Source organism: Ruthenibacterium sp., assembly GCF_017421385.1.
Classification (GTDB): Bacteria; Bacillota; Clostridia; order Oscillospirales; family Ruminococcaceae; genus Ruthenibacterium; species Ruthenibacterium lactatiformans.
The window spans coordinates 11,714-29,148 of the sequence record NZ_JAFOIN010000040.1 but is presented as its reverse complement, the minus strand read 5'-3'; the positions used below and the strand labels follow the sequence as shown (position 1 = coordinate 29,148).

General features: G+C 58.9%; 21 protein-coding genes. All 21 read right to left on the bottom strand.

All coding sequences use genetic code 11. The features are described from left to right. Positions 1 to 1,338 (bottom strand): hypothetical protein (locus tag IIY41_RS04605; RefSeq protein ID WP_287399972.1); only part of this gene is annotated, 1,338 nt, incomplete at its 3' end. Between the two features lie 15 nt (positions 1,339 to 1,353). Next, a complete protein-coding gene (locus IIY41_RS04600; protein ID WP_287399970.1) occupies positions 1,354 to 3,129 on the bottom strand; it encodes a phage tail spike protein in 1,776 nt (591 codons plus the stop codon). Positions 3,130 to 3,140: 11 nt separating this feature from the next. Further along, positions 3,141 to 3,815, bottom strand: a complete 675-nt coding sequence (locus IIY41_RS04595) for a hypothetical protein (RefSeq protein ID WP_287399968.1) — start codon at positions 3,813 to 3,815, stop codon at positions 3,141 to 3,143. 4 nt (positions 3,816 to 3,819) lie between these two features. Continuing rightward, positions 3,820 to 6,378 (bottom strand): phage tail tape measure protein, encoded by a 2,559-nt coding sequence (locus tag IIY41_RS04590; protein ID WP_287399966.1) that lies wholly within the window; start codon positions 6,376 to 6,378, stop codon positions 3,820 to 3,822. 45 nt (positions 6,379 to 6,423) lie between these two features. Then, positions 6,424 to 6,597: a Com family DNA-binding transcriptional regulator gene (locus IIY41_RS04585; protein WP_117461440.1), complete on the bottom strand. Its 174-nt coding sequence runs from the start codon at positions 6,595 to 6,597 to the stop codon at positions 6,424 to 6,426. An 11-nt stretch (positions 6,598 to 6,608) separates the two neighbouring features. Then, positions 6,609 to 7,202, bottom strand: coding sequence for a bacteriophage Gp15 family protein (locus tag IIY41_RS04580; protein WP_287399964.1), 594 nt, complete (start codon positions 7,200 to 7,202; stop codon positions 6,609 to 6,611). Further along, on the bottom strand, positions 7,199 to 7,567 hold the full coding sequence (locus tag IIY41_RS04575; protein WP_287399962.1) for a DUF6673 family protein: 369 nt from the start codon (positions 7,565 to 7,567) through the stop codon (positions 7,199 to 7,201). Before IIY41_RS04575 ends, IIY41_RS04580 begins: the two co-directional genes overlap by 4 nt. Positions 7,568 to 7,581: 14 nt before the next feature. Further along, the gene (locus IIY41_RS04570; RefSeq protein ID WP_119980893.1) at positions 7,582 to 8,121 is read right to left on the bottom strand and encodes a hypothetical protein; all 540 of its coding nucleotides are present in this window, start codon (positions 8,119 to 8,121) and stop codon (positions 7,582 to 7,584) included. Positions 8,122 to 8,124: 3 nt separating this feature from the next. Next, a complete protein-coding gene (locus IIY41_RS04565; RefSeq protein ID WP_119980892.1) occupies positions 8,125 to 8,556 on the bottom strand; it encodes a hypothetical protein in 432 nt (143 codons plus the stop codon). A 13-nt stretch (positions 8,557 to 8,569) separates the two neighbouring features. Beyond that, the gene (locus IIY41_RS04560; protein ID WP_119980891.1) at positions 8,570 to 8,962 is read right to left on the bottom strand and encodes a capsid protein; all 393 of its coding nucleotides are present in this window, start codon (positions 8,960 to 8,962) and stop codon (positions 8,570 to 8,572) included. Between the two features lie 2 nt (positions 8,963 to 8,964). After that, positions 8,965 to 9,321 (bottom strand): DUF6751 family protein, encoded by a 357-nt coding sequence (locus IIY41_RS04555; RefSeq protein ID WP_119980890.1) that lies wholly within the window; start codon positions 9,319 to 9,321, stop codon positions 8,965 to 8,967. Beyond that, complete coding sequence (locus tag IIY41_RS04550; RefSeq protein WP_119980889.1) at positions 9,318 to 9,707, bottom strand: head-tail connector protein; 390 nt, start codon at positions 9,705 to 9,707, stop codon at positions 9,318 to 9,320. Before IIY41_RS04550 ends, IIY41_RS04555 begins: the two co-directional genes overlap by 4 nt. A gap of 18 nt (positions 9,708 to 9,725) precedes the next feature. Continuing rightward, entirely contained in the window at positions 9,726 to 9,911 is a 186-nt protein-coding gene (locus IIY41_RS04545) for a hypothetical protein (RefSeq protein WP_287399960.1), read from the bottom strand. Between the two features lie 14 nt (positions 9,912 to 9,925). Further along, positions 9,926 to 10,957, bottom strand: a complete 1,032-nt coding sequence (locus IIY41_RS04540) for a hypothetical protein (RefSeq protein ID WP_287399958.1) — start codon at positions 10,955 to 10,957, stop codon at positions 9,926 to 9,928. A 24-nt stretch (positions 10,958 to 10,981) separates the two neighbouring features. Continuing rightward, complete coding sequence (locus tag IIY41_RS04535; protein ID WP_287399957.1) at positions 10,982 to 11,554, bottom strand: phage scaffolding protein; 573 nt, start codon at positions 11,552 to 11,554, stop codon at positions 10,982 to 10,984. Positions 11,555 to 11,768: 214 nt separating this feature from the next. Beyond that, positions 11,769 to 12,128 (bottom strand): hypothetical protein, encoded by a 360-nt coding sequence (locus tag IIY41_RS04530; RefSeq protein WP_282147205.1) that lies wholly within the window; start codon positions 12,126 to 12,128, stop codon positions 11,769 to 11,771. Next, entirely contained in the window at positions 12,125 to 13,876 is a 1,752-nt protein-coding gene (locus tag IIY41_RS04525) for a phage minor capsid protein (RefSeq protein ID WP_287399954.1), read from the bottom strand. Before IIY41_RS04525 ends, IIY41_RS04530 begins: the two co-directional genes overlap by 4 nt. 3 nt (positions 13,877 to 13,879) lie before the next feature. After that, positions 13,880 to 15,289 carry a hypothetical protein gene (locus IIY41_RS04520; RefSeq protein ID WP_287399953.1) on the bottom strand — a complete coding sequence of 470 codons (1,410 nt, stop codon included), beginning with the start codon at positions 15,287 to 15,289 and terminating at the stop codon, positions 13,880 to 13,882. Then, a complete protein-coding gene (locus IIY41_RS04515) occupies positions 15,264 to 15,503 on the bottom strand; it encodes a hypothetical protein (RefSeq protein ID WP_287399951.1) in 240 nt (79 codons plus the stop codon). The genes IIY41_RS04520 and IIY41_RS04515 overlap by 26 nt, the downstream gene beginning before the upstream one ends. Then, the gene (locus tag IIY41_RS04510; RefSeq protein ID WP_287399949.1) at positions 15,500 to 16,735 is read right to left on the bottom strand and encodes a PBSX family phage terminase large subunit; all 1,236 of its coding nucleotides are present in this window, start codon (positions 16,733 to 16,735) and stop codon (positions 15,500 to 15,502) included. The genes IIY41_RS04515 and IIY41_RS04510 overlap by 4 nt, the downstream gene beginning before the upstream one ends. Continuing rightward, the gene (locus IIY41_RS04505; protein ID WP_119980880.1) at positions 16,713 to 17,036 is read right to left on the bottom strand and encodes a hypothetical protein; all 324 of its coding nucleotides are present in this window, start codon (positions 17,034 to 17,036) and stop codon (positions 16,713 to 16,715) included. The genes IIY41_RS04510 and IIY41_RS04505 overlap by 23 nt, the downstream gene beginning before the upstream one ends. Positions 17,037 to 17,435 lie beyond the last annotated feature (399 nt).

Genomic DNA, 17,435 nt, shown 5'->3' with positions numbered 1-17,435 from the left:
GCTTCCAAACCAATCGGCGTCTCCGACAAATAATTCATTCGTGTTTGCGAGCACTGCGCTGAATCCTGGTAGATTTTTTTCAGTGATTTTTTGTTTTCGTATACCTCCCAAATCGCGCAGTGCAAAATTAGCACCATAAGCTAACGGGAAGCGTTCAGCCAATTTTTTGCAGTTGAAAAAGCCGTCTGCCGCGCCAGAACTGAGGGAATCACCGATTTTAGCATAGAGCACTGTATATACGGTTTTACTGAGATCGTCATTGAAATTGACGCGGGCGAAGGCTTTGCTGTTGACCCCTCCGGTATAAGTAATAACATTGGGAGAGTACCACCACTCACCGATGCCCGGCATGCTTTCTTCCAACGCAGCGAGCCTGTTCCTCATGCTTGCCAGCATGGTCATCAGAGCCTCCAGCGTTGCCGGAGAGGAGGGCAATGCAGGGAGTGCCACCGGAGCGGTAAAGGGGACAGTTACCGCCGCACCATCGCCGTTTTTCTCTAAAAGATTATCCGAGTCAATGGAGTCTGCCGCCTGTTGCGCGGCCTGTGCGGACTGCGCAGCGGCGGAAGCGCTGGCAGATGCGGCCGTCTCAGATGCAGCGGCAGCGGATGCACTGGCAGCAGCGGCGGCCTGGCTATCTGCGGCATTGGTTTGGGACGTCGCAGCAGCAGACGCGCTGGAAGCGGCAGCGGACTTACTGGAGGCCGCATTCGCCTCGGATGTGGCCGCAGCGGCGGCGCTGTTTGCGGCTGCGGACTTACTGGCGTCCGCAGCCGCAGCACTGGCCACAGCTGCGGCTTTGCTTTGAGCTGCAGCTACCTCGGACGCTGCTGCCTCGGCCGCCTGCGCAGCTGCTTCTTCGGCCGAAGCGTCCGCAGCAACGGCAGCCGCCAGCGCGGAGGATATATCCGAGGTCAGCACGTTATAGTAGTCCGAGGAAACGATCTGCGCGTCTGTAAGGACGGACGCCTCAACCTCCAGCGCGAAGCTGAAGGTGGTTATCTTAGCCCCGTCCGGTGTGTACAGATTTACTTCGGTTTTCTGCATCCCGGCGGCAGTGAGAGCCTGCTCCACCAGTTCGATGGTGACGGAGTTGCCGTCGATGACGACCGCGGCATCACCCAGGTCGTTCTTGTCATAGAAGCACGCTGTGCCGTCATTTTTGCGCACCCGCACGATCCCCACAGTGCCGGACGGAATGGAAAACCCGTTTTCCGTATCGGAGCACCGGAGCGTAACGAAGCGCGTGCGCTTATCATTCTGCTTCGCATGGACAATAACAGGATAATCCGGTTCGTCCATCATTCTCGTGATCGTAGTGTTTACTGATAAAGCCATAAAGCCGCCCTCCTATTAAAGCGCCCCCAGGTATCGGATCGTTTGCCCGTCAACAGTCCGTTCCTTGAGTGTACACTCGTATCCGTTAAAAATGATTTTCGACTCTCCGTCTGTAACTTGCAGCGAGATGAAGTGCCCTTTGCCGTCAAACACCATAAGGCTCGGCTGGCTTTTGATCTCACCAGTCACCCCGCCCTGAACCGCGGCACTAAGCGCGATCCCTGCATCGTCTATCCTTGACCTGACGTGTACAGCGGATCCGGAGAAACTCAGCGTTTTCTGGTCGCCCCAAGTATTCGAATACAGGCCGCCCACATAAGTCCCATTTTGAGAGAAGCGGAGCATACCTCCCGAAAGCTCTGCAAGAAAAGCATCTGTGCCGGAAAGAAATGTGCCTGCAAGCTGCGCGGCTCCAGTGTCCAGGTTGATCCACGATTTCCCGTTTTTGCTCTGCAGCAGGCCGGTTTTGATGAGATTTGCTGTAAGCGTGCCCACGACGATCCAGTCAGCGACAAACCCGTTTTGCGCAAAGCTCCACACGGTACTGTAATCGCCGTTCACGCCGTTCTGGCCGTAGGCGATGCCCTCCAGGTTGAGCCACAGGACCTTTTGGGACGTGGCAAGATCATCGCCGTCGCCCCACCGGATGCCGTTTGGCTTGCCATCGCTGTTGAAGGTGATCTCCATGGTCCCGCCGTCATGCCCGGAGATGCCAGCAGCCATCTGGTTGATCAGGCTCTGCATCTGTTTGCGGAACGAGCTGGACGGGTTCTCGATGGCGTCCTGGAGCTGCTTGACGGTCGTCGTGATCGTGGGCGCTTTCGTGGACAGCGTCACGACATTGAGGTCCGGATAATGAGGATACCGCTTGTACTGCACGACCTGATGGTCGATGCGTGTGCCGCGGCGTGTATCAAGGAGCGTGGCGACCGTAAGCAGCTGGATGTTGAGGTGTGCGTAAATGTTGGAGCCGGCCCCCTCCTCATAGCGCCATGCCTTTGCAAGATCCACGACGCCGCAGCTGTAGCTGCGCACAGGCACCGCAGATGCGTCCACCTTTTTCTGCGCAGCCTCCAGCAGGTTCTCCGCCACAGTGTACCGTTCGTCCTCCCAGTATGCGCAGATGATCTTGTCCGTGTATGAAAAGTTCTCCACATAGTCCTTGCCGCCGTTGATGCCGGCAAAAGTCAGCCCGTCCTTGCCTCGGGCGTACAGGCGCGTGCAAAGACCGGAGGATGAACCTTTGAAGTTTGTGCTGGTGAGGTTGAGCTCCTCCGTGAGGTAGACGCCGCCGGCTTTAAAATCTCCCGGAGCATAGAAATGCACTGCCTTGTCTGCAATCTTGTAACGGATGGCCAGCCCTCCAAAAGCAGACGCAGCCCCGAGAATGACGTCCTCCGGCGTCGCACTGTCCAGGTCGATGGTGCGCCGGATGGTGCTGAGGGAGTGGTCCACCACGGTCCAGCCCGCAGGCAGCACGCCCTCCACTGTGCCGGCAAGCGTATCGCTCCCGTTGGTGTAAGGAATACGCATATCTGCGCGCAGAGGCGAAAGCTCCAGCTTTCCCTTAATGTTCGCAGTGGCAGCGCCTTCGTCGATGGCCGTAATGCGGTAGACCTGCCCGTCTTCGGCGTCGAGCAGCTGCACTTCTTCCGCCAGCAGCTTGTAGTCCGCATGGTCAAGCGGCAGCGTGAACCCGATCTGGTCCTCGCCGTTCGTTTCTTCCTGGATAAAGTATTTGTCAAAATCAAGCGGGAGCTGTCCGCCGTCCGCCTGCAGGATCTTCAGCATGATAAGCCCTCCTAGTAATAGATGGGGTAATAGTCCACGGTCATGGCGCCGTCGCCGGGGACCGTGTTAAGGCCCGGCTTCAGATACGGCCATTCGATGATGTCGCACTTCTGCAGCCCCGGCGCGCCGTTGACAAGTACACGGATGGTCAGGCCGTCGATGCACAGCATGTCGCCCGCCGCCACGCCGGTGAATGTAACGCCGGCCACGCTGAAGGAAGCTGCCCCATCGGGTACAGTCGCCGCGATCCGGCACCCGATACGCGGGGCCGTTCCCTTAACTGTAAACGGCACATCCGGCTGCGCTTTGAGAGAAAGCAGCGGGCCGCGCTGCACGCCCTCCAACACGTATGTGTTCGAGATGAGCCAGGGCAGGTCATAAGACGGCTCGCCGCAGCTCTTGAGGTATGCGTCATAGTAAAACCCATCCGGGAGCTGCAGCTCGACCTTTCCGCCCGCCAGCGCGGCCTCCCATGCAGAGAGGCGCGCGGCAGCTTCGTGCTGATCCCGCCCTTTGATGGTCACGGGCAAGGTGATGGTCTTCAGGCTCACCTCCGATCCCATCACGTTGAAAGCAGCGCTCATGCGGGACTTCACAGCCGATGCACCGGTGCTGCCGCGCTTGACGGACCAGCCCTTCAGGAGCCGCACGCCGTATTCAACGGCGTTTAAATGATTTAAAAACACCCTTTTAATCCTCCTCGAATTCCATCTGCTCACCCATGAAGGGAGCGGCTGCGCGCGCGATCTCGCGGCCCTCGACTTCCACATGGACGTGCGTTTCACCCTGTACCGTGACGTTGGAGCCGCCCGGCGCCTGCGGCGCCGCGGTGCGGAGCTTGCCGGACGCAGCTGCACGCGCGGCCGTCTTGTTCTGGGAGGACAGCACGGCGTCCTGTGCAGTGGATGCAAACTGTTCCATGTCATCCGCTACGTCACGCTTCGCCTTCGGCATGGCGGCCTCGATGCCGACCGTGATACCGGGCGGGATGAACTTGCCGATCTCATCGGCAAACAGCCTGGACGGCGAGCGGATGCCCAGCGCTCTTTTGGCGGCATTGAATGCGGACATCGCCGCGTCGATCGCACTGGAAACGAGGCCGGACACGGCGGAGCCGATGCCGGAGATGATACCTGTGATAATGTTAGAGCCGATAGAGCCCCACTCGACATTTTTGAAGGCGTTGGCCACGTTCGTGACCGCGCTCTTCGCCAGCTCCAGCAGCCGGGACGGCAGGTTGAGCACCGCATTCACGATGTTCGTAAATACCGCCTTTGCCGCGTTGCCGACTGTAGAGAGCAGGCCGCGGATGGCGTTCGCCATGCCGGAGACCGCATTGCTGCCCAGATTTTTCAGCGTGTTCGGCAAATTTACGATGGCATTTTTGACGGTCTCGAAGACGCTCCGTCCGGCCTCGCCGATTTTTGAGACCATGGACTTGAGCTCGTCGCGGAAGAACGTCATGATGTTCGTGCCGAGATCAAGCCAGTTGAAAGCCGAGATCACGGACCAGATGGCCTCGACGATCTTCGGCATGGCCGCGAGGATCTGCGGGATGGCCTGAAGCAGACCCATCACGAGCTTGCCGATGAGCTGCACGCCCGCCATCAGGAGCTTAGGCGCGTTGTCGTTGATGACCCCGCACAGGTCTATGATGATCTGCGGGATATTAGCCAGAAGGTCGGGTATGGCGGCGATGAGGCCGTCGGCCAGGTTCATGATGAGGTTTATCCCGGCGTCAACGAGCTGGCCCGCGCTCTCGCGGATACCCGCGGCAAGCTGGCCGATCATGGGCAGCGCGTTCGCGAGGAACTCCGGCAGGCCGGTGGCCAGGCCCTCTGCCATGGAGTTGAGCATGTCCACGCCCGCCTGCGTCATCTGCGGCAGGCCGTCGATGAGACGCTGTGCAAATTGGCCGATGAGGTCCAGCGCAAAAGCGCCCAGCTCCGGCACGATCTCCGCGACGCCCTGCAGCAGGGAGGTTCCCATCTCGATGGCTGCATCGAGGATCTGCCCGGTGTTGCCGCGCAGCCCGGATACAAAGGATCTGATGGCGCTGACGGCGGAGCTCACGAGCTTGGGCGCGCTCTTTACGATCCGTGCAGCGGCGTCCGCAAATACGCTGCCCAGGCTCTCGACGAGACCGTCCAAACCGCCTTCTTTAAATGCGGAGGACAGTTCCTCGATGTATCCAATGCCGGTCTTTACGACGTCCTTGAGCGGCTCCTGGATGCTCTCGTAGAACTCAATGCCAAGTCCCTCAACGGCGGATTTGAGGATGGTGATCTGTCCCTGCAGATTGTCCTGCATGGTGTCGGCCATGCTCTGTGCAGCGCCATCCGCATCCGCGATGGAGGCGGCAAGGGCCTCGTAGTCTTCAGGTGCAGCGTTGACGATGGCCAGCAGGCCGGACATAGCCTCCTGCCCCGCGATGGTACTGGCCATAGCGGCCTTCTGCTGCTCATCGAGACCCGCAAACCCTTCCCGCAGCTGGCCCAGCACGTCGGACAGCGGCAGCATATTGCCCTGCGCATCCGTGAGAGAGATACCCAGTTGAGACATCGCCGCAGCAACGTCATCCGTTGGGCTTGCAAGGCGTGTAAGCATGGCGCGGAAAGAAGTGCCGGCCTGCTCGCCTTTGATGCCCGCATTCGCCATCAGGCCGATGGCCTGGGCGCAGTCCTCAATGCTGTAGCCCAGCGCTCCGGCAAGCGGCGCCGCATACTTGAATGTAGCGCCCATCATGGAAACGTTGGTGTTCGAGGAGCTGGATGCCTTTGCGAGAACATCGGCAAAGTGTCCGGCATCGGACGCAGACAAACCGAAAGCCGTGAGCGCATCCGTCACAATATCGGACACGGCGCCGAGTTCTTCACCGCTGGCCGCCGCAAGATTCATGATGCCAGGCAGGCCGTCCAGCATGGACTGCGTATCCCAGCCGGCCATGGCCATGTATTTGAGTGCTTCAGCTGATTCGGTGGCGCTGAATTTGGTGCTCGCGCCCATCTCCTTGGCCTTTGCGGTCAGGGCATCCAGTTCGTCACCTGTAGCGCCGGAGATCGCCGCTACCTCGGACATCCCCGCCTCAAAGTCGGAGCCGACCTTGACGGCATAGCCCGCCATGGCTCCCAGGGCGGCGGATACTGCCGTGAGTGCCGCGGCGGCGCCTTTGGCCAGCGTGGAGATCCCCTGCTGGAACCCCTTGCCGTCTACACTTGTATCAAATTTCAGGTGGCCGTCATACGCCATACAAAAAACACCTGCCTTGCGTGATGCAAAGCAGGCGCTTGCTCGCTACCCTATAACCTGGATGCGGCCATCGGCTCTGTCCTTGGGATATTCCAATCGCAGCAATGCCCCGCAGCGGGGACATTTGATTTCGCCTTTGACGAATTGAGCCCGGAGCAGAAGCTGCCCCGGGCGGCTGTTCGTTTGACAATTCGGGCAGCGGATCTCTTTTTCTTCCATTACCGCCCTCCTCAGAGTTTGCTGAGATCGCCGCCGCCCATGAGGGCGTCAGCGATGAGGTCCAGTTTTTCCTGTTCATCCACGGATTTCCGCAGACGGTAGACCTGTTTCATTTCCTGGATGAATTTCTTTTCCTTCGGGTCTTTCACCTGCGTAAGGTCCGTGCTGCGCCACTCGACGATTTTTGAGAACAAGCAGTCCGGCCGCAGTGCGTCGAACATGGCCTTGAATTTCCACCAGTGCAGGTCCTGCACCTGCTCCAGATCCACGCCGTACTGCTCTAGGAATGCGGCGAAGATATATCCGTCGTCCTGGTCATAGTCGAACACCTTTCCGGCGCGGCGCATGCGCGCGGTCGAGCCGCGCTTCCAGGGTTTGCCGCAGTTGTAAAACCAGAGGATGGCGGAGCCCGCCTCATTTTCCCCGGTCGGGAGTATGCCGGGAAAGAAAAGCTCCAGGGCCGCCAGTCCCTTTTCCCGGTTGGAGAGGGCGTTGTCCAGCATCATCTGCTCAAACAGGATGCCGAACCGGAACGACGTATTGAGGGGGTATTCTTTATCTCCAAGCGTGTACACGGTGGGCGCCGGGTCTACAAGGAGGTTCATTTCTTCGCTGCCGCCCTACGCTGCGCTCGGTTCGGGCTGTACTTTGCCCTGATGGAGGAAATGGAGCGTTCAAACTCGGCACGCTGCGTCTGCACCGCATCCGTGAGCTGAGCGAATGCCGTCAGGGCGACACCGAGATGGTTTTTTTCGCCCATCACGCGCAGGCCCGTTCCTTCGCCGAAAATCGTATCAAACGCTTTGCGCACCGCCCCCACCTGTTTGCGCATATTATCTGCCTGGGAAAGTGCCGGGTCCTGCTGCGCGTCTCCTTCTACGGCTTGGAGCGCGGCGTCCACCTTTTCCAGTTCATCCGCATCCAGCAGGTCCAGTTCCAGTTCCGTGTCCAATACTTTGATTGTCGCCATTTTGCATCCTCCTGTCAGGTCCCGGACGGTTCAGCGCTGGCTGGCGCGGCGGCCGCCTCTGTGAACGTCTTTGTCTGTGTGTTAAACTCGCCGATCACGACGTCACCGATCTGGTTCAGGTTCCCCTCCTGGGAGATGATCTCGCCGCCGGCACCGGTGATGCTGGAAACTTCCACGGACACGCGGAACTTGCGCGCATAGAAGGTGTTCTCCTTGCTGGCGATGGGCTGGTACAGGCGGACACGGATGAAATCCGTCTCTACGCCGATCTGCTGTTCCTCCGCAATATCACGGATAAACTCGCTGACATCGTTATCGAGATACTGGTCGCCTGTGATGGGGAACTGCGGCGCATAGCCGGACGTCAGCTTCGTGGCTGCTTTGTCCGATGTATAGTGTTTTTCAACCACCTGCGCGTTCGGATTTTCGTCGATGGTCTCGAACACATTCATAAGGTGGTATGCGGGAGATTCCCCGCCCGGTTCAGTGTTGAGATAATCCGCGACCTTGTTGCGCAGGATCGCGGTGCCTTTTACATCAGCTGTAACTGCCATTTGTCATGCCTCCTGTATATATTGGAGCCGGCAGGGTACCTCGTAGATATACACGTCCGGCTCAAGGGTGTAAAGTTTCCCGGTGTCGCTTGCCTGGATGAGCTGCGCTGCCATGCCTTCGGGCAGATCCGGCAGCATGCCGTCCCGGCTCTGCCGCTCCAGCCAGCGGGAGATGAGCTCACATTTTCCGCTCGCGACGATGCCTTCCTGGATGGTGCCCCGGCTGCCGCGGTACCAGACCGCAAAGGGATACTGGCGGATGGAACTGCCGTCTGTGTACATCTTCACGATAGGATTGCCGCTGCGCTTGGCGAGTGTAAATGCGTTGTTGTCCATGGGCATGCAGTCCACAGTGACAGGGCTGCCGGCCTCGATGTACGGGCAGGTCTGAAGGAACTCCCACAGGCCGCGAATGATGGTGTCAGGCTTTGCCATACGCTCCTCCTGTTTAGTCAAAATACGTTGCTGCCGCCGCGAGTATCTCGTCGCGGTGCTGCTTTTTCATAGCTTCGAACCACTCAGCCTGCGCGAGCTGATGATACCGCGTGCTGAAGCTGTATTCCGGATGGCGGTACAGCTTCGCCGCATAGGGCGTGATGTACTGCACCTCGCCGGAGCCGACGTCTGTGCCGAGGATGCCGGATTTGTCCAGCACGCCTGTTTCCATAGGTACGAAGGGGCTGCTGTATTTCAATACGGCCTCATCCACGTACTTCTGGCAGTTTGAGAACTGCTTTGTGCGGCGCGGTGTAAAGTCCGGGTTCCAGATAAGCTGCGCGGTCTGGCCGTTGGATGAAACAACGCAGCCGCGCGGCGTCGAGATCTTCCGTTTATCTGCCACGGCTATTTTCCCTCCAGCCTCCAGTGGTGCATGGAGGGGCTGCCGCGGCGGTTATCCCGCACGGCAGTCACCACAAAGCACCGGCCCTTGTATTTCTGCGTAAGGTCTCCGGCTTTTGTTACTGCGTCGGACACAAGCCCGCGCACAACGATGTCATCCGCACCGGCGCTGATCTCGGCATCCGTGAGGATGCGCACGATGTATCCGTCCGACGCCTTCAAACCTCCGGAGGATAGCGTTACGCCCTGGCCGCCGTACCAAAACACGCCGGGGAACTGATTGGGCGTGTAGGTGTAGTCGCGCTTTTCGGCGTCGTACTCCTTGTGGTACAGAGTTATATCCGCATTCGGCGTCGTCATGGCCGCCACACTCCCGTATACATGAGGTTCTCAGGATAGGTGAGGTAGTCCGAACAGATGCCGGAGAGAACGGACTGGCGGTCCGCCCGCATCGCCGCGGGCGTACCGCCGTCTCTCCAGCTCACGCTGTAGCCGTCCACGTTCTCGCTGGCAACAGCTCCAGCCTGGGTTTTTGCGTCCAGGGCCGCCCAAGCCTCCAGCTGGTCCGCCAGCGCACAGCAGCACAGCTGCAGGCGTTTGGACATATTGTCGGGAGCATCGGCCGCGCGGTCGAACGTCACGCGGTCGATCTCAAGGCTTGCCCGATCTGCCCACTTGTCGAAATCAGCCTCCGGCATGGTCCCGTGCCATGTGCCGGAATAAAATGCGTAGTCCGCATAGGCCATACCGGCTGCCTCCCTCCGTTATTCCCCGTCCGGTGCCGGTGCGTCGGCGTGTTCTTTGGCGATGTGATCCGCCAGGCCCTTTTCCGTTTTGTACTCCTTGCCGCAGTGCGGGCAGGCGAACACAGCGGGCGGCTGCACGGCCGCAGCGGGCACCACGGCCGCGGGGGCCGGGGTTGCGTATGTTTTACCGATCAATTTGCCCATGATGGTCTCCTTTCTCAGACGCCGGCGGCCTTATGATGGCAGAACACACCGGCGAACTTATTTGCGTAGACGTCCGCGATGCCGAAGTTGCGGTACCCGTATTTCCAGGCGTCCCCAGTCTGGTTCTGCTCCGGGGATACGATCTTCGGAGCCACATGCTTCTGGAACTGGATAAGCGCCGGAGCATGGAGGATCATGAAGTTGATCTCCGCGCCGGCCACAGCCTTGACATAGTCGCCGGCGGCGGGCTTGTATGCAGGATCGGCAACGGGCGTGACGTCGGCTGCCTTGATCTGAGCGCCGGACACAGTGCCGCTGTCCGCGATGACCTCCAGCGCTCCGGTATCGCCTTGCGCGCACTTGACGTAGTGCTTGCCGTACTTCCGGAACCCGCCGGCCTTCTCTCCGTCTTTGCCGCTCAGCTGCTCGATGGCGGTGTAGAATCGGCGCTGGGGCACGGGCTTGACGGACGCAAAGCTCTCCAGGACTTCCCGCGACTTATAGCTGTCCATATCCTTGATGGCGCGCAGCAGCGTGGAGGTGATGCGCAGATGGCGCTGGTCGGACGGCACCTCATTTTCGTCCATCTCGGTCACGGCGGCGCTGATGGCCGCGATCACGTCCGCGCCGCTTGCCAGCGTGCCCTCCGCGGAACTGGTACCAGGCTTGCCCGCATAACAGGCGAAGCGGAAGGCATCCAGCTCCGGCACGACCTTGGTGCGGATGAACTCCGCGGCCAGGCGGCCAAAAGCGAGGCCCGCGGTCTCAGCATTGTCCATAGTATCCACGGTGAACATACGGCCGCGGTCGAAATTGCACTGCACGGTCCGGTTCTCCATCTTGACGTCGCCGTCCACGTATCCGCCGTTGCGGTCGTAATCGGCCAAGCCGTCCATCTCCAGCATGGGGATGATGAGCTCGTTGGCGTTAGCGCCCTGGCGCGCGAGCTCCGGCGCGCCGTCCAGGTCGGACGTACAGGACGCCAGTTTGTACACCTCGTCCAGCATGGGGACGTAGGATTTTGCGAGTTCAATGAGATTTGCCATTGTTTTTTCCTCTCTTTCTCAGGGTTATTTCTTCTCTGCGGGCAGGCCCATGGCCGCGCGCATGGCGGCGTTGTCGCCGGCAAAGGACGTGGTGCCTGTGCCGCCGGCATAGGGAGGCGGAGGCGGCATCTGGTCTTCGAAAGCGTAGGCGCTGTTCTTCAGCAGATCGTTAAACAGGGCCTTGCCGTCTTCGTCCCGGTTCTGGCTCTTGCGCAAAGCGTCCATACGCTCCGTGCCCGCCAGCGTGCGGATCACCGCGCCGTCACGGCCGTGGTTCTGTGCCACCAGGCCGTCAAACCAGGCGTTGAACTTATACGACTCCAGCTGCTCGGCAGCGTCTTTTTCCGCCTGCTCGGCCTTGGCCTTATACTCCGCTGCCTCTTTGCGCACGGCCTCGATATCCTTGTCTGCGGCCTGCAGGCCTTCGATGGTCTTGTTGGCCTCCGCCAGCTGGGCCTTGATGTTTTTCAGTTCCGTGTTCCGCGCCTCGAAATCAGCCTTCGCCGTAAAGCGTTTGCCGATCTCTGCGGCGACGGCCTTGTCGGCGTCCTCGGTGTATGCGTCCCCGAGAATGGATTTCAGCCAGTCAAACGTCATTTTTTTGCTCCTTTCGGATGGGTGGGTGGATGTTCGTCAGCCGCTGTCCTTTTTATCCGGCCAGTCCCGGTATTGCGGCGCCCCTTTTCTTGTCCGCCGGGCCAGCGGTAAAAGCAATTTAAAAATGCCCTTAAACCGGCATTTAAAGCCTGTTTTTGGGCATTGTAAAAGGGACCCGCGGACGGGTCCCTGTATACCTTATTTAGTGGGGTAACTATTTTTCACTGTATGCATTTTTGTGTTTCATCCGAATGGCGTCACAGATCATTGGCAGCACGTCGCCAACCATGGAGTCTGCGTACTCTTTTAAATCTTCCTCTGAAAGATATTTCTGAAAGAACCGTGTGTACTCTTCTTCAAAGTCGAGCCATTCCTGATCGGTCATGCCGGGCTTTGCGTTATACGCATCCGCGATTTGATTTGCTTCCTCAAGCGGCATTTGCGGGACCTGTCCCATTAAAGCTGCACATATAGAGGAAAACGCCGCCTCCTCGGTCTCGGACATGGGCTCTTTTTTTCCATCCGCGGCTTTTCGTGCGTACCAGTCCAGCTTCTTTTTTATCTCTTCTGTCAAAACGGATCACTTCCCCAAAACCAATACGATAAATTTCTCAGTCCGCCCGCAACATCCCGCGGGATGTTGTTTGCTGCGATAAAGTCGTCAACACGCTCTACAAGCCAGTCGTGCCGCTTGTCCAACGGGACGTTGAGCAGCATTTGCCCGAACTCCAGATCGGTTGGAGCTATTTTTGCCGTTTTGTTGATCGCCTGAAGATACCGCACGCCTTTTTCATATGTATGAGCCAATATTTCAATGCCGTTATCTCTACATATCTCCTGAGCCAGCAGCTGCACGGTCGCTTCTTCGATTCGAATATTGGCGCTGTATACCATATTGGGCAGCCGGTTGGCTGAGCGCATATGCAGAAGCTCATGCACCAGTGTATCAAGTCCGGCATCCTCTCGGACGGAAACATCTCCGGACCATTCTGCACGGCCGAGAGCGCTGCAGCTCTTGTCTTTGAGCAGCGTTCTGCCGGAAAATACGCTGGCAGGCAAGCCGTAGTCGTCAAGCCCGGCGTCAATCAGGAGTGCTGCGGCATTTATCTCCTGCGGAGACTGGAATACTTTCTTTGCATTCAGTATACCACTGCTCGGCATTTTAGGCGAGTTATTTTTCGCCATGACCGCTGTACCGCGTTTTGCCGCAGCCGCTGCCCGCGCAGCCTCGGACCGGCCGAAGCCGGCCGCCTGCAGGCGTGCGCTGCGTGGCTGCAGGCCGGTGGCCTTACAGTACCGGGAATACTCCTGGCGGTACCGCGCCAGCATAAGCTGATGCTTCTGCAGGTTTTCCTTGTCGCCCAGCGCGTCGTCCGCCAGTGTCTTGTTCTTAATATTCCGGATGTGAGCCTCCAGCTCCGCCTGCTTCTGCCCGGCTTCGTACAGGGTATAGTGGCGGCCCTCATACAGGACGCCGGCCTCGTTTTCCTCCAGCATCCGCTGCAGCTGCTGTTTTGTGTACACAGGCTTGTCCCTCCCCATGCGGATGGGCCACGCGATGTGCTTGCACTGCAGCGTGCCGATGGCACGGGCAAGGCCGCTGTTTAATTTGGTATATTCTACGTCTGGATATTGCAGGCCCTGAATTGGTGCATGGTCCGGAGCGGGCCCTGAATGGGCGCTGATCTCCCAGCCGTCGCAGCCCAGCTTGTCGTGGTTCATCTGCTGCACGGCATTGGTCATGGCGCCCATCCGATTCATCACATAGCTGCGCATGGCGTACTCAATGCTGACATTGCTGCCGTTTTTGCGCGGGATCGTGCGGACGCCGCGCTTCACCAGTTCCTTGGTGGCCCGGCGCAGCGCTGTGTTGACGTCCGTTGTGCCGGAGAAGGTCTGTGCAAAAGCAAAGTCCATGATTTTGTCGTAGGCTTCGCCGATGGAATAGAGCTTGCCGTCCGGACCGGGCGCCCACAGATTTTTCAGCAGCCGGTTCGCGCCCTGTGTCGTGATCCTCTTGTAGGCTGCGGCCAGCTGCTGCAGCTGGCCGTTATCCTCAAATCGCACAGTCTTGTCCAGAATATCCCCAAACAGCATGTCTACGGCTCCGGCATTGATACCGGACTGCTCAGCGATGGCTGCCTTGATCTCCTTTTCAGCGAGACCGAGCTGCTCAGCCCGGTATATCTCATATTCCGCCGTGGTGGTGATGGCCCCGGCCTCTTTTACCCGCCGGCAGATGTCCTCCACCAGACGGTCGCGCAGCGGCTGCGCGATCTCGGAGGCGTACTCTTTTACGCCCGTCAGGTCAAGCGGCTCCATACGTTATGCCTCCGGTTCCAGCTCTTCCATGGCCGGCATATATTTTTCGCGTACATTTTTAAGGTCCTCTTCATTCTCCCAGGGCTGGTCGAAGTGCCGGGCCACCGCGATCTCAGGCTTGAGCAGTTGCGCCGCCACCAGACGGAGATCCGTTTCCAGCTCCCCATCAGGGTCGTACAGCACGCCGTTGCCCCAGGTGATGGCCAGCTGCTCCGTTACGTCCCACGCGCTCTGGTCGCAGTACCGGTACATTTTGCCCAGCGTATCGCACAAGGTGAGATATTCCCGCACGCCGTCGAACCAGACCTGCTGCAGGTCGAGCAGGCTGAGGTTGTAGTCGCCGGCCGTACTGGCGACTTCAAACGCGGTTTTTTCAACTTCCTGGGCGTCGGACAGCATCCCGCGCTTGAGCCCGATCTGGTTCTCGATGGCGCGCAGATATTTCTGCTCACGCCGTTCGTAGGGTTCATCCCGCAGCTGCGGCGTAAACGCCGTGGGCGCCAGGTCGCTGTGGATATCCTTCAGAGCGACAAATACACTGTCATCCAGAGTACGCCGGCCGTCGCGTCCTGTTTTGAGCATCTCAGCCGGAGCAATTAACCGGTGCCGGGCCAGCTCGAACTCATCGTTCAGCTGCTTTTCGTTCTGGTCGATGTTCCGGATCAGCCCCATGGCCGGCTCGTAGATGCTGATGGCATCCATGCTGCCGTCCACACAGTTCGCCAGAGGCACGCGCAGCGGCGTCATTCCAACGCCGCCAACGGGAACGGGGTACGTATAGAGGTCAGGCAGTTGGGCGTACCGGTCCAGCTTTGAAAGTGCAGTGCGTACACCGAGCGTACCGCGGTCAAAGCTCGCGTACAGCTTGTTCTCAATGGTCAAGTATCCGTTTGCATCCACTGTGCGGCGTTCCAGCAGTGTATAGTACTGGCTGCCGCGGGCAGTGTGCTCCGCTGTAACGATGCTTGTGACGCGGCCGTCCGGTTCACGCGCCAGGATCACGGCGTCTGTCCTGTGTACGAGCAGCGGCACAAAAATCGTGCTGCCATCGGGGGCGGGCCGTGGTACAGGCTTTACCCAGCATTCCCCGCCGATCAGCATCCACTGCAGGACGCTGTCCCGGATGAGATCAAGCTGCGACAGGTTCCGGTCCATCCATTTTCCCTTGGCCGTTTTCTCCTTGTCTAAAATATCTGAGCTGTATTCTGCGAAAACACCTTTCTGCAGCTTATGCACGATAACGTAAGCCATGCGCATGCACGGATCGGACGCCTTATCGCCCTCGCGCTTCAGGTATGTATCCCGCCATGCATTGATGGCGGCGCGCATCTCCTGGGAAGTGACGTCCGGCTGTCCGAAACATTCGTCCGTGCTGATGACGCTCTGGTCAAACAGCGCTTTCACTATGCTCATCCGGTCCGCCTCCTTCCAGTGTGATGTTGAGCCTCATGCCGTGCAGCGCGGAAAGGCCCTCCTCCAGGCCCCGTGCATATGCGCGCAGCTCCCGGTTTTCCGCACGCTGCTGTTCCAGCTCTGCGCGCAGCCTTTTGTTTTCTTCAAGGATCGTTTCCTTGGCCCAGACCGGCAAAAAGCGCGTGACGAGCCATCCGTGCAGACGGCGCATCATGTTCCCACCCGCAGCCAGATGCGGTTTGTACCGTACCGCACGCCGTCGATATGGTGGTTGTCCGCGTCCGGGTAGGCGGACGTGACCTCGCCGTCCTTTGTGGTCTCATATTCATACTCCGTGAATTCCTTCGCCGTATCCGGGCAGCGCACCGGGTCGATCACGATGGCGGCAAGGCCCTGCAGCCACATGATACTGGTGCGCACGCTGCCTGGCTTTTTGACTGCGTCAAAGCAGTTGATGCCCATATCCCGGTAATCGCCGCAGCTCTTTTTCTCCGCAGAATCGGCGATAACGTCTTCGCCTTCAGGGATACGGGACAGGACCAGGCGCGCGGTCTCAAAGTTGTTGAGCTTGCGCCGGGTGAGTTCATCGAAAATGTACAGCGCGCGCCGGGCGGCGTCGTAGGACATGCGGTTGAATGCCCACGGGTCCGGGTACCAGCCCCAGTCCACGCCCGAGGTAATTTCTCCGAAAGAGTTGATCTGCGCCTTCGTGATGGGCTCCAGCCGGATGTTGTCGAAAACCTGTGTACCGTTGCCCACGGCCTCGCCAAGATACTCATGACGGTAGGATGTGGGCTTCGTTTTCTTCAAAAATTCCGCATCGTCAAAAAATCGTTGTCCCAGCCAGTCCCGCGGCGTGGTAAGATATGTACTGTGGTGTATGATCTTGCCCGGCTCCGTCTCCCGCGCATACCGGTTTGCCCAGTTGCGGGCCGCCGCAGGTGGGTTGAACGACAGGAACGTCATGGCGAACTCGCCGCCACGCAGCGTGGACTGCTTGACGTTGCGGATCTCTGCCTCACCGGAAAACTGGTCGGCCTCCTCAAACCAGTCGATGCCGATGTATCCAAACGGCAGCTTGATGGACTTGAGCTTTTCCGGCTTGTCCAGGCCGAAGAAAAGGATCTTCTGGCCTGTGGGAAGATATGTGATTTCCATGGGGGATACTGTGCATCGGAACATGTCCTGCAGCCCCAGCGCGCCGATGGCCCACTGGATCTGCGCGTACACGCTGTTGCGCAGCGTATTGGCTATCTTGCGCAGCACCACCGCGTGGCACTGCGGATGCTGCAGCAGGAGAATGACGACAGCGATGCCGATAAAAGAAGATTTGGTAGAACCGCGCCCGCCCTTGCACACTACCGTATGCGGGTGCTCGTGCAGGATCTGCCACAACAAATCTCTGAATGCAGGGGATATTCTTTCATTTACGAGGAGCTTCGACAATGATCTGCACCCCCTCGCCGACGTCCCGGTTTTCCTTCGACATCTCATTCCACAGCCGGATGGCCTCCAGGTCTCCGGCCTGCACCTTCTTCATCAGTGCTGCATGGACCGCGGCGGTTTCTTCTGCACTGTATTTGTCCACCAGCAGGTCCAGCAGCTTCAGATAGTCTCGCTTACTGGTGCAGGTATACTGTTTACGGAGCATTTTAAGGTCGTTTATATAGTTGAAATCGCGCGTGTTTTTTTGCTCCTCGATGGCCTTTTCCAGCGCCTCGATGCTTGACTGCTGTGTCCTTCTCATCCGGCCTTTGCTCCTCCTTTCTCCACAAGCCCTTGAATTTGCCCCTGTAACGAAAAAAGTCCCCGGGCGGGCAGTTTTCCCGCCACGGGCTTTTAAACGGTCGTAAACGGCACAGAAACGGCGCTAAACGGCATTGCAGGGCGAGACGGAGGATGCGTTCTGTTTTCTGCTGGGTATGCTTCGCCATCCGGGCCTTTCAGCCTGGCTTCCCGCTCTTCTATGCCCGCCGGTCACGCCGCGGGGGACGAATCGACCCCGCCTTGCTCCCGGTTTCCGTGTCCGTTTTTATGCGCCGTAAACGCCTTTTGAAAAAACTGTTTTCCACTTCACGCAGCGGGGGAAAGGACAGGCGAGCCGCCCGCTCTCTTTCATCGCCCACACGCACCGCGTGCACAGCTC

Bases quoted from the DNA above. Each gene is read 5' to 3' on its own strand.
- IIY41_RS04600 (WP_287399970.1), bottom strand. From the start codon at position 3,129: ATGCTGAAGATCCTGCAGGCGGACGGCGGACAGCTCCCGCTTGATTTT.
- IIY41_RS04590 (WP_287399966.1), bottom strand. From the start codon at position 6,378: ATGGCGTATGACGGCCACCTGAAATTTGATACAAGTGTAGACGGCAAG.
- IIY41_RS04585 (WP_117461440.1), bottom strand. From the start codon at position 6,597: ATGGAAGAAAAAGAGATCCGCTGCCCGAATTGTCAAACGAACAGCCGC.
- IIY41_RS04580 (WP_287399964.1), bottom strand. From the start codon at position 7,202: ATGAACCTCCTTGTAGACCCGGCGCCCACCGTGTACACGCTTGGAGAT.
- IIY41_RS04575 (WP_287399962.1), bottom strand. From the start codon at position 7,567: ATGGCGACAATCAAAGTATTGGACACGGAACTGGAACTGGACCTGCTG.
- IIY41_RS04570 (WP_119980893.1), bottom strand. From the start codon at position 8,121: ATGGCAGTTACAGCTGATGTAAAAGGCACCGCGATCCTGCGCAACAAG.
- IIY41_RS04565 (WP_119980892.1), bottom strand. From the start codon at position 8,556: ATGGCAAAGCCTGACACCATCATTCGCGGCCTGTGGGAGTTCCTTCAG.
- IIY41_RS04555 (WP_119980890.1), bottom strand. From the start codon at position 9,321: ATGACGACGCCGAATGCGGATATAACTCTGTACCACAAGGAGTACGAC.
- IIY41_RS04550 (WP_119980889.1), bottom strand. From the start codon at position 9,707: ATGGCCTATGCGGACTACGCATTTTATTCCGGCACATGGCACGGGACC.
- IIY41_RS04545 (WP_287399960.1), bottom strand. From the start codon at position 9,911: ATGGGCAAATTGATCGGTAAAACATACGCAACCCCGGCCCCCGCGGCC.
- IIY41_RS04540 (WP_287399958.1), bottom strand. From the start codon at position 10,957: ATGGCAAATCTCATTGAACTCGCAAAATCCTACGTCCCCATGCTGGAC.
- IIY41_RS04535 (WP_287399957.1), bottom strand. From the start codon at position 11,554: ATGACGTTTGACTGGCTGAAATCCATTCTCGGGGACGCATACACCGAG.
- IIY41_RS04525 (WP_287399954.1), bottom strand. From the start codon at position 13,876: ATGGAGCCGCTTGACCTGACGGGCGTAAAAGAGTACGCCTCCGAGATC.
- IIY41_RS04520 (WP_287399953.1), bottom strand. From the start codon at position 15,289: ATGAGCATAGTGAAAGCGCTGTTTGACCAGAGCGTCATCAGCACGGAC.
- IIY41_RS04515 (WP_287399951.1), bottom strand. From the start codon at position 15,503: ATGATGCGCCGTCTGCACGGATGGCTCGTCACGCGCTTTTTGCCGGTC.
- IIY41_RS04505 (WP_119980880.1), bottom strand. From the start codon at position 17,036: ATGAGAAGGACACAGCAGTCAAGCATCGAGGCGCTGGAAAAGGCCATC.